The sequence below is a fragment of the Butyrivibrio sp. NC2002 genome (assembly GCF_000702265.1).
Classification (GTDB): domain Bacteria; phylum Bacillota; class Clostridia; order Lachnospirales; family Lachnospiraceae; genus Butyrivibrio.
Genome location: NZ_JNKZ01000004.1, coordinates 551615 through 565387, shown reverse-complemented (window position 1 = coordinate 565387; position 13773 = coordinate 551615). Strand labels below are relative to the sequence as shown.

Genomic DNA, 13773 nt, shown 5'->3' with positions numbered 1-13773 from the left:
AAAATTGTTTTAGGGGAATCTGGATGAACTGGTTTGACGAACAAATTGAAATGAGAGAAAGAGCAGACATGGAAGCCTTTGAGGATACATGTCTTAGAATTGCGGGTTCAGTTATGGGGAAAAAGCTGACGGCATCACTTCATGACGAGAGAGAGCAGACCAAGGATGCGATCAGCTCAATTCTAAAGTATTATCACGTGTCAGCCAGAGAAGTTCCCGATAAACTTAATTCGATCGATGAGATATTGGAATACCTGCTTAGACCCTACGGAATCATGACAAGGGAGGTTGTCCTGAAAAAGGGATGGCACAGAGACGCATCAGGAGCGATGCTTTCCGTGCTAAGAGATAGCGGAAAACCTGTTGCCCTTATTCCTTCCGGAATGACCGGATATAAATACATGGACTATGAGACCGGAAGATATGTAAAGATAAACAGCAGATCGGAAAAACTTATTTCGGATGAAGCAATAGTATTCTATAAGCCATTTCCAATGAGAAAAATGAGGATAAAAGACCTTATCACCTTCATCATTGAAAATACAGATAAAGGAAGCCTATATGCTTATCTTATCTATTCAGTTATCGCGTCGATTGTCGGAATGCTTATTCCTGTAATAAACAAAAGTCTCTTTGCGGATGTAGCTGTTTCTTCAAATATGAGAGCACTTATAGCTATTTCGGTTTTCATGATATGCGTTTCCATAAGTAATCTTTTGTTTGGGACGATAAGAGATCTTTTTCTTGAAAGAATAGCGCTAAAGCTTAATCTAAGCGTTGAGTCGGCAACCATGATGAGGCTTTTGATGCTTCCAAACAGCTTTTTTAAAGATTATGCATCAGGAGATATTTCGCAACGAACAGGCTACATGAATATCCTTGTTACGCAGATGCTGAGTACTGCAATGTCAACTGTAACTACGTTGATATTATCATTTATATATATCGCTCAGATATATTCGTTCGCGCCGGCACTTGCATTTCCGGCACTTTCGGTTGTGATCCTTGCAACTATCATAAATATAACTTCGGTTTTTGCCGCTGCCAGAATTAACAGGATACAGATGAATCTGGAGGTAAAGGAGAGCGGCCTAGCCTATGCACTTATATCAGGCATTGAAAAGATAAAGCTTGCAGGTGCAGAGAGAAGGGCTTTTGCCAGATGGGGCAGGGCATATTCCGATCAGGCAGGATATAAATACGATCCGCCTCTTTTCGTAAAAGTAAGCACCGTTTTGACAACAGCTATATCTCTTATAGGAACAATAATCATATATGGCATTGCGATAAAAAGTCACATCGGTATTCCGGAATACTATGCTTTTAATGCTGCTTTTGGAATGGTAAACGGCGCATTTGTTGCCTTTTCAGGAATGGTTGCGGAGATTGCAAGGATCGATCCTATTCTTGAGATGGTAAGACCTATTATGGAAGCTGAGCCTGAAGTATCTGAAAACAAACCGGTTATAGAAAAGCTTACGGGAAACATAGAGATAAGCAATCTGAAATTCAGATATACAGAAGATATGCCCTTTGTTCTTGACGGGATCAGTTTAAAGATAAAACCCGGACAATATGTTGCGATAACCGGAAAAACAGGCTGCGGAAAATCTACTCTGATGCGACTGCTGCTGGGATTTGAACATCCAAGCAGAGGTGCGATCTACTATGACGGGAAAGACATGAAATCCATTGATCTTAAGTCACTAAGGAGTAAGATCGGCACGGTTATGCAGACAGGCTCTCTATTTATGGGAGATATCTATTCCAATATAACCATATCAAACCCTGAACTTACACTGGATGAAGCCTGGGAGGCAGCAGAGCTAGCCGGAATGGCAGATGACATAAGAGCAATGCCTATGGGCATGTTTACAGTAATAACCGAGGGCTCAGGAGGAATATCGGGAGGACAGAAACAAAGGCTTATGATAGCAAGGGCGATAGCTCCAAAACCGTCAATACTTATGTTTGATGAAGCGACAAGCGCCCTTGATAATATCACACAGAAAAAAGTGTCAGATGCACTTGATAGTCTTAATTGTACAAGGATCGTAATTGCTCATAGACTCTCTACGATCAAAAATTGTGACAGGATAATTGTCCTCGACGGCGGAAAAATTGTTGAAGACGGGACTTATGAGGAACTGATCAAAAAAAGTGGCTACTTTGCTGAGCTTGTTAAGCGCCAGCAAGTGGACGAAGAATAAGATAAGGCGCGGACTTTAGTCTCCGCGCCTTGTTTATGCTGCCAAATCTCTTTTGTCATAATTCCAAAATGCAAATGATATTCCGCAGATAAGAAAAACTATACCAAGAACTATAGCTTTTTTCGGTAACTGAGCATCTGTGAATATTTCCGCTGCATTTGCATAAGAGAAGGGGCCTATAAAAAGGTAATCCTTTAAATCAGGAATTACTCTGCCAAGTACATCATAAGCATAGAAGAAAAGAGCAGCTCCAAGGCCGAGCCCTATTCTGTTTTTCCCTGCAAGAGATGACAGGCCAAAGCAGATACCGGCAATTTCCGCATTCATAAGCAGCTGCCTGCCCATAAAGGTCATAAATTCTTTGATTGGCATCTCTTCACCAAGATATGCAAATCCGGCGAGGTAAAACAGGGTGCATATCGCTGTAAAAACTATAAGCATGATCGCAACGCAGATTGCCTTTGCAAGAAGTATCTTTTTTCTTGAAAGAGGCAGTGAAAACAGGAATTCTCCTGTATGTGCATCTTCCTCTTTTGATATGATGCTGATTGCGACAATTGCTGAAAACATAGCACTACCAAGGCCGTGAACAGCTCCTATCTCAGTAGCAAAATAGCCTTTAAGAGTGGCTATGCTAAGTGTGCTCATACCAAAGGCTTCTGAAAAAGCGCCCATATTGGAGAAGGCATCAGCCATATCCTTCATCTCGCCCTCCATTGACTGGTACATAAGGATACAGGTAAGACCGAGTATTCCAACTGACAGGCTCCATATAAGCAGGTTCTTCATGTTAAGTAGTAATTCTCTTTTTAATACAGATTTCATATTATCCTCCTAAAATAATGCTGACAATTTTACGTGATTACTTGTTAGTTCAAGTTTTTCTATAGTTTGTTTTATTCAGCATCTTCATAGAAGCTAAGGAATGTTTCATCGTCTATATGTGGTGTTTCAAGCATTGTGAGCCTTCCCTCACGCATAATTGCTGCAGTTTTGCAGTACTTGTCAACCTCAGACAGAACATGTGTAGATAACAGACAGGTTGCTCCCTGATCCACATATTCGTTTATCAGCTGAAAAAACTTCTTCTGTATAAGAGGATCCAGCCCACCTGTAGGTTCATCGAAGATAAAGAGCTTTGGTCTGTGCTGCATCGCGCAGACAATGCTTACCTTTTTTCTGTTTCCGTAAGAAAGCTCCTTTATCTTCTTTGCTGTATCAACTTTTAGTCTTTCGCATAGCATTTGCGCTTCACTACTGCAGTCAATACCCCTGACATCGGCTGCATATTTGATCACGTCTGAAACCTTCATTGAATCGTAGAACCAGGCTTCAGAGGGCATGTATCCAACTTCCTTTAATATCTTTTCATGATCTTTTATGCTATCCATGCCAAGTATCTTAATATTTCCTGAATCTATTTTTAGAAATCCAAGCATAGAGCGGATAGTTGTTGATTTTCCCGCGCCGTTTGGGCCAATGAAGCCAAAAATATCCCCTTCTTTTACAGATAGTGAGACATCAATGACACCTCTGTTTTTTTTGTAACTCTTTGTAAGATTGCTTATTTCAATCACGTTTTCTTTCATCCTGCACCTCCTTGCTTCTATACTTTATTCATATCAAAAACAAAAAACGGGAACAATAACTGTTCCCGTAAGATGCACTATTTATCCTCTATCATTCACTTTTATGCTTTGTCTGGAAAAATTTGAGGTCTTCATTTAGCTTTTTATCATCTATTTCCCGCTTATATTTGTAGATAAGATATACGCAAAAATACACAAGTAAAATGTAAGCAGCAAAGAGTGCGGTAACAAGTATGCTCTTGGAAAACCAGTTAAAAAGCAATGAGAGAGCACAATATACTGCGGTACAGATTACCATTCCGATGACCTCTTTTATCCCGAGTTTATCAGCTTCATCAAAATTCCATAAAAGATATACCTGAATGTATCCAATGACATAGCAGATAAGGATAAGCTCAGTCATATGAAGAATACTTGCATCATATATGCCGTTTATTACCCGGTATGTGCAGTAGAAAAATAAAAAGGCAAAGAAATAAAGACAAGCCTTGAACTCAATTCCGATTTCTTTTGTAAGATAAAGCTCCCATAATGATAATTTCTTTTTCTCTTTCATTTATCTGCCTCCTTTCAAAAGCCTTCTAAAATCTGAAGCATATCTTCTTGAAATAATTATATGCTCGCCACTTTCCATCGTTGCATCTATTCTGTTGGATGAAAGGCTCTTTAAGGCTTTTACCTTATTTACATTTATGACCATTGATTTGCTGCATCTAAAAAAGCTTTCATCAGCAATGTCCATCATAAATGCGTTAAGTGTGCCATCGAGTCTGACGACTGTATTTCCGGTATATGCAAACAGTTTATCATCCACGGATTCAAGGTACAGAAGGTCGTAAATATTTATGCTCACTGAACCGTTTTCGGTTTTACCCCAAAGTTTATGATCGGATTTTTCCAAAATACCGATTATCCTTTGCATTTCGGGAGTTATTTTTTTGTATCGAATTACTATACTGTCTTCACCGGTTTCAATTTTCTGAATATCAATTTTCATGTGATCTCCGTTCAGGTCAAGAAATCAGTAGCTTTTACATAATTTTATTATATACAATTGCGGCACTGAAAAAAGCAGAATATTGCTATTTTACGGAATCCAATTCCAAAAAGAGAGCTACCAATATTTAGGTAGCTCTCTGCAAGAAGCTAGTTTATTACTTCCCCTCAGTTATAAGCTCTTCAGCCATATCAAAAAGATCATCAACAGTAAGGGTTGTGTCGAAAGTCATAAGACAGTAGTGAACGCCATCAACATCAAATGAAAGGTTTGTGATCATTTGTGTCTCCTCCTGATCCGAACCATAGCTGATTCTAAGTATCATGTCAGCATATGTTTCCAATATCCGCCTTGCTTCTTTTTCCTCCATGTCAAAACTCTCTTTCTGTATTGTTTAGAAGGCCTTCTAAATATAATACGATTCAGAGCATTAAAACATATCACTTAAAAAAATATTTTTTCAAAAATATCGTTCTTTCTGTTTTTTCATATTCATGGTAGAATTCAAATCGTGTTTCTGCACGATTTGAAACATGTTTATGTTCAAACTTGAACTGACAGGTGTCTTTCTTGGATTCGGAATATTTTATGCCGTACTTGATGCTTTCTTCTTCATCAAGTATTCGCATTCAGTTAAACTTGGGAAAAATGGAAAAAGTTAGAAAAAGGCATAAAAAAATCGGGGCGACAGGATTCGAACCTGCGACCTCGGCGTCCCGAACGCCGCGCTCTACCAAACTGAGCCACGCCCCGTTAACTAATAGAAATAATTAACAGCAAATTGTATATTACAATAAGGCTGATGTGATGTCAAGACTTTCCTTGGATAAGGGAAAGCTTTGCCTTTCTGCTAAGCTGCTTTATGTGCCATTCACGGCTCATTGCCTGCTCTTTTGTTTCAAATTCTTCATGATAGACCAGGGTAACAGGAAGACGGGACTTTGTGTATTTTGCGCCTTTTCCTGCATTGTGGTCTGCTATTCTTTTTTCCAGATTGTTGGTGTATCCGCAGTATAGTGTGTTATCTGCGCATTTAACGATATAAGTATAATGCATAGATCTGTCCTTTTTCACATTTCTCTATATTCCCGTATTTTTTGAAAAAACAAGAATCTGTACAACATTTTAATGTAAAACAAAAATTAAGACCATACTGTATAAAAATCTGATATAATTCAAGCGTATTTTTATTTGGAGGTCAGTATTTTGAAAGAGAAAAGAAGTTCATTTTCCGGAAAGATCGGATTCGTCCTTTCAGCAGCCGGAGCATCCGTAGGACTTGGTAATATATGGAGATTTCCATATCTTTGTGCAAAGTATGGAGGAGGAATATTCCTTCTTGTCTATATTATTCTTGCAGTTACTTTTGGTTATACGATGATCATTGCAGAAACCGCGATCGGTCGTTCCACTAAAAGGAGTCCTGTAGGTGCATTTGAGGCACTTTCAGACAATAAGCTCATGCACGCAGGTGGCTGGATCAATGCGATAATACCAATTCTTATTGTTCCTTATTATTCTGTTATAGGAGGCTGGGTTTGCAAATACCTGTATGCTTATATTGTATCAAGCGCGCAGGTTGTTGCAGGTGAAGACTTTTTTACAGGCTTTATTACAGATGGAGTAAGGTCAGAGATATGGTTTATCATTTTTTCGCTTCTTGTGCTTAGTGTTATTTTCATGGGTGTAAGAAACGGAATCGAGAGAGTATCCAAGATAATGATGCCGATACTTGTTGTACTTGCACTTATTATCTGCGTGTACACAGTAACAAGACCCGGTGCGCTTGAGGGTGTAAAATATCTGTTTATTCCTGATGTGAAGCATTTTTCATTTATGACAGTAGTTACCGCCATGGGTCAGATGTTTTATTCGCTTTCAATTGCGATGGGTATACTTATAACATTCGGTTCTTATGTAAAAAAGGAAGTAAGTATAGATGAATCCACAAAGCAGGTTGAGATATTTGATACTGCTATCGCTATACTTGCGAGCCTTATGATAATCCCTGCTGTATTCGCATTCTCAGATGGTGACGGAAAAATGCTTAATCAGGGACCATCACTAATGTTTATTACGATGCCCAAGATTTTTGCAAGCATAGGAATTGGAAGAGTAATAGGTGTATTATTCTTTGCACTGGTTCTTTTTGCTGCTGTGACAAGTGCCATCGCGCTGACAGAAAGTGCGGTATCAACTTTTACTGATGAATTCAAGTGGAGCAGAAGAAGAGCAACTGTATTTATGGGCGTTATTATGATCTTCCTTGGAAGCCTCTCTTCACTAGGAAACGGTCCGCTTGCTAATGTAAGGATCCTTGGAATGCAGTTCCTCGACTTTTTTGATTTCCTTACAAACTCAATCATGATGCCTATTGCAGCACTTGCAATCTGCTTCCTTGTGACTAAATATATGACAGTTGAAAAACTTGAGGAAGAGGTTGAGCTTAACGGACATCCATTCCGCAGGAAGAAGATTTTTAAATTCATGATAAAATATATAGCACCTGTATTTATAGTGATAATCCTTATCAGCTCAATACTAAACGTACTTAATATTATCCACATGTAATTCATTGCGCTTATAAAAAAGCAGAAAAAAGCCGCCCTTATTTGTTTTATCAAAAGCAAGTAAGAGCGGCTTTCATTAATTCTTATTTATTTTCTCCATTATTTCCATTCAAAGGATTTGCGGGAGCAGCTGTACCTGCAGCATTTCCGGGAGGTGTTTGCTGATAGGTAGTGCCGTTTGGCATATATGAAGCCTGATTAAGAGGAACCTGCTGAGGATATGGATTCATATTGCTGGGGCCTCTGTTTTGCATTCTTTTTTTGTGGCGCTTATCAGCTGCTCTTACCAGAAGGATTGCAATTCCTGCGATGATAAGAATAAGTATGAGCGTAGGAATATGAGTTATGATAAGCAGTGCAATTGTTCTAAATACAGATATTATAAGGGCGACATTTTCGACAAATCCCTGCTTTGCTTCGTCCATAAAGGTCTGCTTTGCTTCAGGAGTAAATACTTCAACCTCTTCAACACTCACAGTTAAAGTGCTGTAGGTTATCTGATTATCGTATGTCCTAAGCTGAGACTCCATTGATTCGATCTGGTAGCGGACATCGGTCAGCTTCTCCTGAACCGCCATTATTTCCTCAATGGTTGTAGCCTGCTGCATAAGAGTAAGGAGCTGTTGTTCTTCTGCGCGCAAAGCATTTTTGTGGCTCTCAAGATCGGCATAAGAAAGAGTTACATCAGTAACGTTTTTACTTTGAGATGTAATATTGCTTTTTTCGGATACTTCATTAACGAAGCTATCAAGATTTTCCTCGGGGATGCGAAGCGTCAGTGAGCCGTATCTTCTGTCGTCAGAGTACCTGGAATCAATTGACATCGATTCAACATAGCCTCCGAGAGCTTCTGTCCTTGATTCAAGAAAAGACAATATCTTGTCGAATTCTTTTGTCTCGATCGACATAGACATATTTGTGATGAGCTTGCGATTGGATTTTTTAACTTCCGGAGCTTCAGTTGAAGAGTCCTCAGACACGCCGCTTTCAGTTACAGCTTCCTCATTGTAACTGTCATAATAGTCCTCCGCAGCATAATCCATGCTGCCTGCACTATCATAAGAAGCGGCTCCGTCAGAACCTCCGCATCCTAAGATGCCCAAAGAAAGTGCACAGGTGATTGCTGTGACTTTAATAAAGTTAGTAATATTTCTTTTCATTATTACCTCCAACAAAAAACATATTGGACCAGGTCCTCGCAAAGTAAAGGGCATGTCCTGCATACTTGGTCATAAGGGGGTACCGCTTGCGGTGGATTCCTTATGACTCTTTAAGGCAGGATTCTTGCGGACTTTTTCATCTTTGCCTGCAAGAAGTCTTAAAAGCAACTATATTTTATCAAAATATAATATGTTTTCATAGCAGATAGATGAGTATCCGCGCATAGTATTTATCTTAGCCGGTGGCAGGAGCTGACACTAATATAAAGGTTTGCAAATTTGGAGAAAGTATACGAAGATAGTATTGTCGGGAAAAACATAATACATACAGGTAACGGAGAAAAATCATGCCTAAAGGAACAAATCAAAAACTAAAATTGTATTACCTGGCAAAGATAATGGTAGAAAAAACAGATGATGACCACTATCTTACCATGCCGCAGATACAACAGCTTTTGGCGGAAAATGACATAACTGCGGATAGGAAAAGCCTGTACAACGATATGGAAGCGCTTCAGGTTTTGGGAATAGATGTCATAGGTGAGTCTGTTGGCAGAAGCTATGGCTATCACGTCGGCTCGAAGAAATTCGAGATAGCAGAACTTCAGCTCCTTGTAGATGCAATTCAGTCATCCAAGTTTATTACGGAGAAAAAGTCCAGGGAACTGATAAAAAAGCTGACAAGTCTTGTAAGCGTATATGAAGCTGCAACTCTGAACAGACAGGTCGTTGTTCAGGGCAGGATAAAGACAATGAATGAAAGTATATATTACATTGTCAACGACTTACATAATGCGATCATGAGTAACTCTAAGATTGAGTTCGAGTACATGCAGTGGAACATTCATAAGGAAATGGTCCCTAGGCAGAAACATTTATACAAGGTAAGTCCCTGGGCACTTACATGGGATGATGAAAATTATTACCTTATTGCCTATGATTCAGAGGCTGAAATTATTAAGCACTACCGCGTAGATAAGATGAAGTTCATAAAACTTATCGATGAAAAGCGAGAAGGCAAGAAGGTATTTGATAAAATAGACCTTGCCGGTTATACCAAGAAAAATTTTGGTATGTTTAACGGAAACGAACAGGTAGTCAATATCGGCTTTAAAGAGGAGATGGTAGGTGTTATTCTGGACAGGTTCGGAAAAGATGCCGTTATCAAAAAATCTTCGGAAGACGGATGGTATGAAACGAGAGTTGAAGTTGCTCTAAGCGATCAGTTCTTTGGCTGGATATTCGGACTTGGAACAAACGTAAAGATAATGGGACCTGATGATGTAAGAAACAGGTACAAAGAGGAAATAAGCGCCAGATTAGCGCAATATTAAGAAGATAGGAAGATATATGGAGAAAATAGTAGTATCAGATGCAAAAGTAATTCTCAAAAAAGGAGAAGGAAGAACAATCAAAGCGGGCGGAGCCTGGGTTTTTGACAATGAGATAACCAAAGTGGAAGGAAGCTTTGAAAATGGAGACATTGTTGAAGTGCATGACCACGATGGCTATTTTATGGGATACGGCTTTATCAATACGAATTCCAAAATAAGAGTCCGTATGATGTCCAGAAAAAAAGAGAATACTGTAGATGAAAAGCTGATAGAGAAAAGAATAAGAAATGCCTGGGAATACAGAAAAGCTGTGATGGACCCCGTTGTATATGGCATAGGCGATAACAAAGCTGTGACAGATAAAGGATCAGAAAGTGACAGGCTTAAAAAGCTATCATGCCGCCTCGTTTTTGGAGAAGCAGATTTCCTTCCGGGAATCACAATTGATAAGTTCTCGGACGTTCTCGTAATAGAGTCACTAGCGCTTGGAACAGACAGGATGAAAAACATAATCCTTGATACCTGCAAAAAGGTACTCTCTGAGGATGGTGTGATAATAAGGGGCATTTACGAGAGAAGTGATGCCAAGGTCAGAGAACAGGAAGGCCTTGAAAGGATCAAGGGATTTATAGGCGAGCCTTTTGATACAAAAGTGCTGATAGAAGAAAACGGCGTAAAGTATTATGTTGATGTGGAAAATGGCCAGAAAACAGGCTTTTTCCTTGATCAGAAAAATAACAGAAGGGCGATCGCTTCAATCTGCAAAGGCAAAAAGGTACTCGACTGCTTCACACATACAGGATCCTTTGGATTAAACGCAGCGGCAGCAGGTGCTTCATCTGTCCTTGCAGTCGACGCATCAGATGTAGGCTGCGCTCAGGCTCTTGAAAATGCCAAACTAAACGGACTTGAAGATGTAATTAAATTTGAGTGTGCAGACGTTTTTGATCTGCTCCCTGATCTTGAGAAAAAGGGAGAACAGTATGATGTGGTGATCCTTGATCCCCCTGCTTTTACCAAGTCTCGCGCATCAATTAAGAAGGCGGTTACAGGATACAGAGAGATAAATATAAGGGGAATGAAGCTCGTCAAAAACGGTGGATTTCTTGCAACATGCTCCTGCTCACACTTCATGGATGAAGAGCTCTTTAAAAAGACAATACGCGAGGCAGCTCGAAGCGCTCACAAGCAGCTAAGGCAGGTGGAATTCAGGCAGCAGGCAGCAGACCATCCTATCCTTTGGTCAAACGATGCCTCTTACTACCTTAAGTTCATTATCTTCCAGGTTTGTGAAGAGATGTAAGAAAGGGCGGATATGATACAGGATATAGCTCCCGAAATATTTCATAATGAGTATGAAAATACTGAGCCTTCATCTGACAGTATAGTTTTTTCATTTTGTAATAGAAAGATTCTGTGCAAAATTGAAGAGGGAAGAGGTGTGATCTGCCCGCGCTTTAGTGATCTTGGTCTTAAAAAAGAAGATGTGATATTCCTGTTTAAGATAGATGACAGGAGCTTTTTTCTTAAAAAAAGCGACATCGAAAATGATGGAGACATTGATGGATCAGGCGGATTTACCTATGAAGATATTAGGGTTTTAAGAAATGCTTATCCAAAAGATCTGTGTTTTGCGGGGATGACTGCATACCATCTGTTTGTGTGGTATAGAGACAACAGATTCTGCGGAAGATGTGCTGCAAAGACAGAATATTATGACAAGGAAAGGGCAATGATATGCCCTTCCTGCAAAAATATTATATATCCAAAGATATGCCCTGCTGTAATCGTGGGAGTTACCTGCAAAGACAGAATTCTTATGACCAGATATGCCGGCAGAGCATATAAGGGAAATGCGCTAATTGCGGGCTTTTGCGAGATCGGCGAAACAGCAGAAGATACAGTCAGAAGAGAAGTAATGGAAGAGGTAGGGCTTAAAGTAAAGAATATAAGATATTTTGCAAGTCAGCCCTGGGGATTTGACTCTAACCTTTTGCTTGGTTTTTTCTGCGAGGCAGAAGATAGCGAAATAAAAATGGATGAAAATGAGCTTTCTCAGGCTCTTTTTATAAAAAGAAGTGATATTGGTTCAGAGGCAAAAAACTTGAGCCTTACAGCCACTATGATAATGCACTTTAAGGAACATCCTGAGGATTTTCCTATGTAAATTGTGCATGACAGGTCACAAAAATGGGAACGAAAAAGTAAATTGGAGGAAAAAATGAGTAACGAATTAAAGGAAAAGCTCGAATATGTAAAGAAAGTTTTAAGTGAAGCTGACACATACGGACATGCAGTTTCGGTATTAAGCTATGACCAGGAGACAATCTGCCCGCCAAAGGGAATGGAGGAGCAGGGAGAAGTAATGGCATTTCTTGCTAATCAGGCATTTAAGCTTACCAAGGCAGATGAATTTGTGGAAGCTGAAAACTATCTCTACGATCACAGAGACGAGCTCGGAGAATGGGACAAGGCACTTGCAGACAACTTACACAGAGCTTATGAAAAGGAGAAGAACATAACTCCCGAAAAGCAGATGGAGTTTCAGCTTGTATACAACAAGGCTTTTGTGGACTGGTCAGAAGCAAGAAAAGCTTCAGATTTTTCACTATTTAAAGACTCTCTTTTAAAGGTAAAAAATGCAAATGCAGAGGCTGTAAGCTTAAGAGATGATGCGGATTCAAAGCCTGTAATAGACCATCTTCTTGATGACTATGAAAGAGGTATCACCTCCAAAAAACTGGATGAACTCTTCGGACAGTGCAAGGAAAGACTCCTTCCTCTTCTTGAAAAAATAAAGAGCAGCAAAAAAGAAATCCGCAGAGACTTTATGTCGATAGAAGTTACTGATGAACAGCAGAAAAAGATGGCAGAGTATCTTATAGATGTGCTGGGATTTGACCTTGAAAGAGGCGCATTTACTACATCTGAGCATCCCTTCACATCAGGTCTTGGAAAAGACGATACTAGAATAACAACTCATTACTACCCGACTCAGTTTGCATCAAGCATGTATTCAATTATCCACGAAGGTGGTCATGCTTTGTTTGAAAGCAATCAGCCCAGGGAAAACTACGAATATTTCATTACAGACGGAAAGACTCTTGGTATGCATGAATCTGTATCAAGAATGTATGAAAACAGAATCGGCAGATCAAGAGAGTTTGTTCATCTGATCTATCCCAAGGTTTGCGAGATCTTCCCGCAGGTAATGGACGGTGTATCTGAGAAAGAACTGTACGAGGCACTTAACATTGTAGAGCCTTCACTTATAAGGACAGAGGCAGATGAGTTTACTTATACTTTCCACGTAATAATCCGCTACGAGATAGAGAAGGAGCTCTTCGAAGGCAAAATAGATGTAGAAGACCTTCCCAGAAGATGGAAAGAGAAATATAAGGAGTACCTTGGAGTAGAGCCTCAAAATGACAGAGAGGGTGTTCTTCAGGATGTGCACTGGACATCAGGCTTTGGATACTTCCCGACATATTCTATCGGAAACATGTACAACGCAATGTACTATAACCGCATGAAAAACGAGATCGACATAAACGGATGCGTTGAAAAGGGTGATCTTACTACAATAAATAACTGGATGAAGGAGAATGTATTTAAGAAAGCAGACAGGCTTGCTCCTTCAGAGTGGATAAAGGATATCACAGGAAGAGAACTCACTGCTGATGACTTCCTTGATTATCTTGAGGAAAAATATTCAGAACTTTATGAGCTGTAATTAACGATTTTTCAATATACGGATAATAAAGAAACCGGAAAAAGCAAAGGGAGGCTGTACTATATACGGCCTCTTTTTCTATTGCTCTTAAAAAATAATTGTCAAAAAATCGTAATTTTTGTTGACAGAGGATATGACGATGTGTATTATCTAAGTGTACTAGATGAGATAGTACACTTA

13 protein-coding genes and 1 tRNA gene are annotated in these 13773 nt (G+C 39.5%); 6 read left to right on the top strand and 8 right to left on the bottom strand.

Features of this window, described 5'->3' with window-relative positions; translation table 11 throughout:
• Positions 1 to 23: 23 nt before the first annotated feature.
• Entirely contained in the window at positions 24 to 2210 is a 2187-nt protein-coding gene (locus T543_RS02605; RefSeq protein WP_035765384.1) for an ATP-binding cassette domain-containing protein, read from the top strand.
• Between the two features lie 33 nt (positions 2211 to 2243).
• Here T543_RS02605 and T543_RS02600 read toward each other — a convergent pair whose 3' ends face one another.
• The 7 genes from T543_RS02600 to T543_RS02570 form a co-directional block, all read right to left on the bottom strand.
• Positions 2244 to 3035 carry an ABC transporter permease subunit gene (locus tag T543_RS02600; RefSeq protein ID WP_035765381.1) on the bottom strand — a complete coding sequence of 264 codons (792 nt, stop codon included), beginning with the start codon at positions 3033 to 3035 and terminating at the stop codon, positions 2244 to 2246.
• A gap of 71 nt (positions 3036 to 3106) precedes the next feature.
• Positions 3107 to 3799, bottom strand: a complete 693-nt coding sequence (locus T543_RS02595; RefSeq protein WP_035765379.1) for an ABC transporter ATP-binding protein — start codon at positions 3797 to 3799, stop codon at positions 3107 to 3109.
• A 91-nt stretch (positions 3800 to 3890) separates the two neighbouring features.
• On the bottom strand, positions 3891 to 4355 hold the full coding sequence (locus T543_RS02590) for a DUF3021 family protein (RefSeq protein WP_035765376.1): 465 nt from the start codon (positions 4353 to 4355) through the stop codon (positions 3891 to 3893).
• Positions 4356 to 4796 (bottom strand): LytTR family DNA-binding domain-containing protein, encoded by a 441-nt coding sequence (locus T543_RS02585; RefSeq protein WP_035765373.1) that lies wholly within the window; start codon positions 4794 to 4796, stop codon positions 4356 to 4358. It abuts the gene before it with no gap.
• A 157-nt stretch (positions 4797 to 4953) separates the two neighbouring features.
• The gene (locus tag T543_RS02580; RefSeq protein ID WP_035765370.1) at positions 4954 to 5166 is read right to left on the bottom strand and encodes a hypothetical protein; all 213 of its coding nucleotides are present in this window, start codon (positions 5164 to 5166) and stop codon (positions 4954 to 4956) included.
• A gap of 309 nt (positions 5167 to 5475) precedes the next feature.
• Positions 5476 to 5549 (bottom strand) — tRNA-Pro (locus T543_RS02575).
• A gap of 57 nt (positions 5550 to 5606) precedes the next feature.
• Positions 5607 to 5852 carry a GIY-YIG nuclease family protein gene (locus tag T543_RS02570; RefSeq protein ID WP_035765367.1) on the bottom strand — a complete coding sequence of 82 codons (246 nt, stop codon included), beginning with the start codon at positions 5850 to 5852 and terminating at the stop codon, positions 5607 to 5609.
• Positions 5853 to 5999: 147 nt separating this feature from the next.
• Here T543_RS02570 and T543_RS02565 point away from each other — a divergent pair, with 147 nt between their 5' ends.
• Positions 6000 to 7367 (top strand): sodium-dependent transporter, encoded by a 1368-nt coding sequence (locus T543_RS02565; RefSeq protein WP_081829917.1) that lies wholly within the window; start codon positions 6000 to 6002, stop codon positions 7365 to 7367.
• A gap of 82 nt (positions 7368 to 7449) precedes the next feature.
• Here T543_RS02565 and T543_RS02560 read toward each other — a convergent pair whose 3' ends face one another.
• Complete coding sequence (locus T543_RS02560) at positions 7450 to 8526, bottom strand: DUF4349 domain-containing protein (RefSeq protein ID WP_035765363.1); 1077 nt, start codon at positions 8524 to 8526, stop codon at positions 7450 to 7452.
• A 347-nt stretch (positions 8527 to 8873) separates the two neighbouring features.
• Between T543_RS02560 and T543_RS02555 the strand changes: the two genes are divergently transcribed.
• Genes T543_RS02555 through T543_RS02540 form a run of 4 tightly spaced genes read left to right on the top strand, consistent with a single transcriptional unit; the run spans position 8874 to position 13593 of the window.
• Positions 8874 to 9860, top strand: coding sequence for a helix-turn-helix transcriptional regulator (locus tag T543_RS02555; RefSeq protein ID WP_035765360.1), 987 nt, complete (start codon positions 8874 to 8876; stop codon positions 9858 to 9860).
• Positions 9861 to 9876: 16 nt separating this feature from the next.
• Positions 9877 to 11163 carry a class I SAM-dependent rRNA methyltransferase gene (locus tag T543_RS02550; protein ID WP_035765357.1) on the top strand — a complete coding sequence of 429 codons (1287 nt, stop codon included), beginning with the start codon at positions 9877 to 9879 and terminating at the stop codon, positions 11161 to 11163.
• Between the two features lie 12 nt (positions 11164 to 11175).
• A complete protein-coding gene (gene nudC / locus T543_RS02545; RefSeq protein ID WP_035765354.1) occupies positions 11176 to 12027 on the top strand; it encodes an NAD(+) diphosphatase in 852 nt (283 codons plus the stop codon).
• Between the two features lie 54 nt (positions 12028 to 12081).
• On the top strand, positions 12082 to 13593 hold the full coding sequence (locus tag T543_RS02540; RefSeq protein ID WP_035765351.1) for a carboxypeptidase M32: 1512 nt from the start codon (positions 12082 to 12084) through the stop codon (positions 13591 to 13593).
• Positions 13594 to 13773 lie beyond the last annotated feature (180 nt).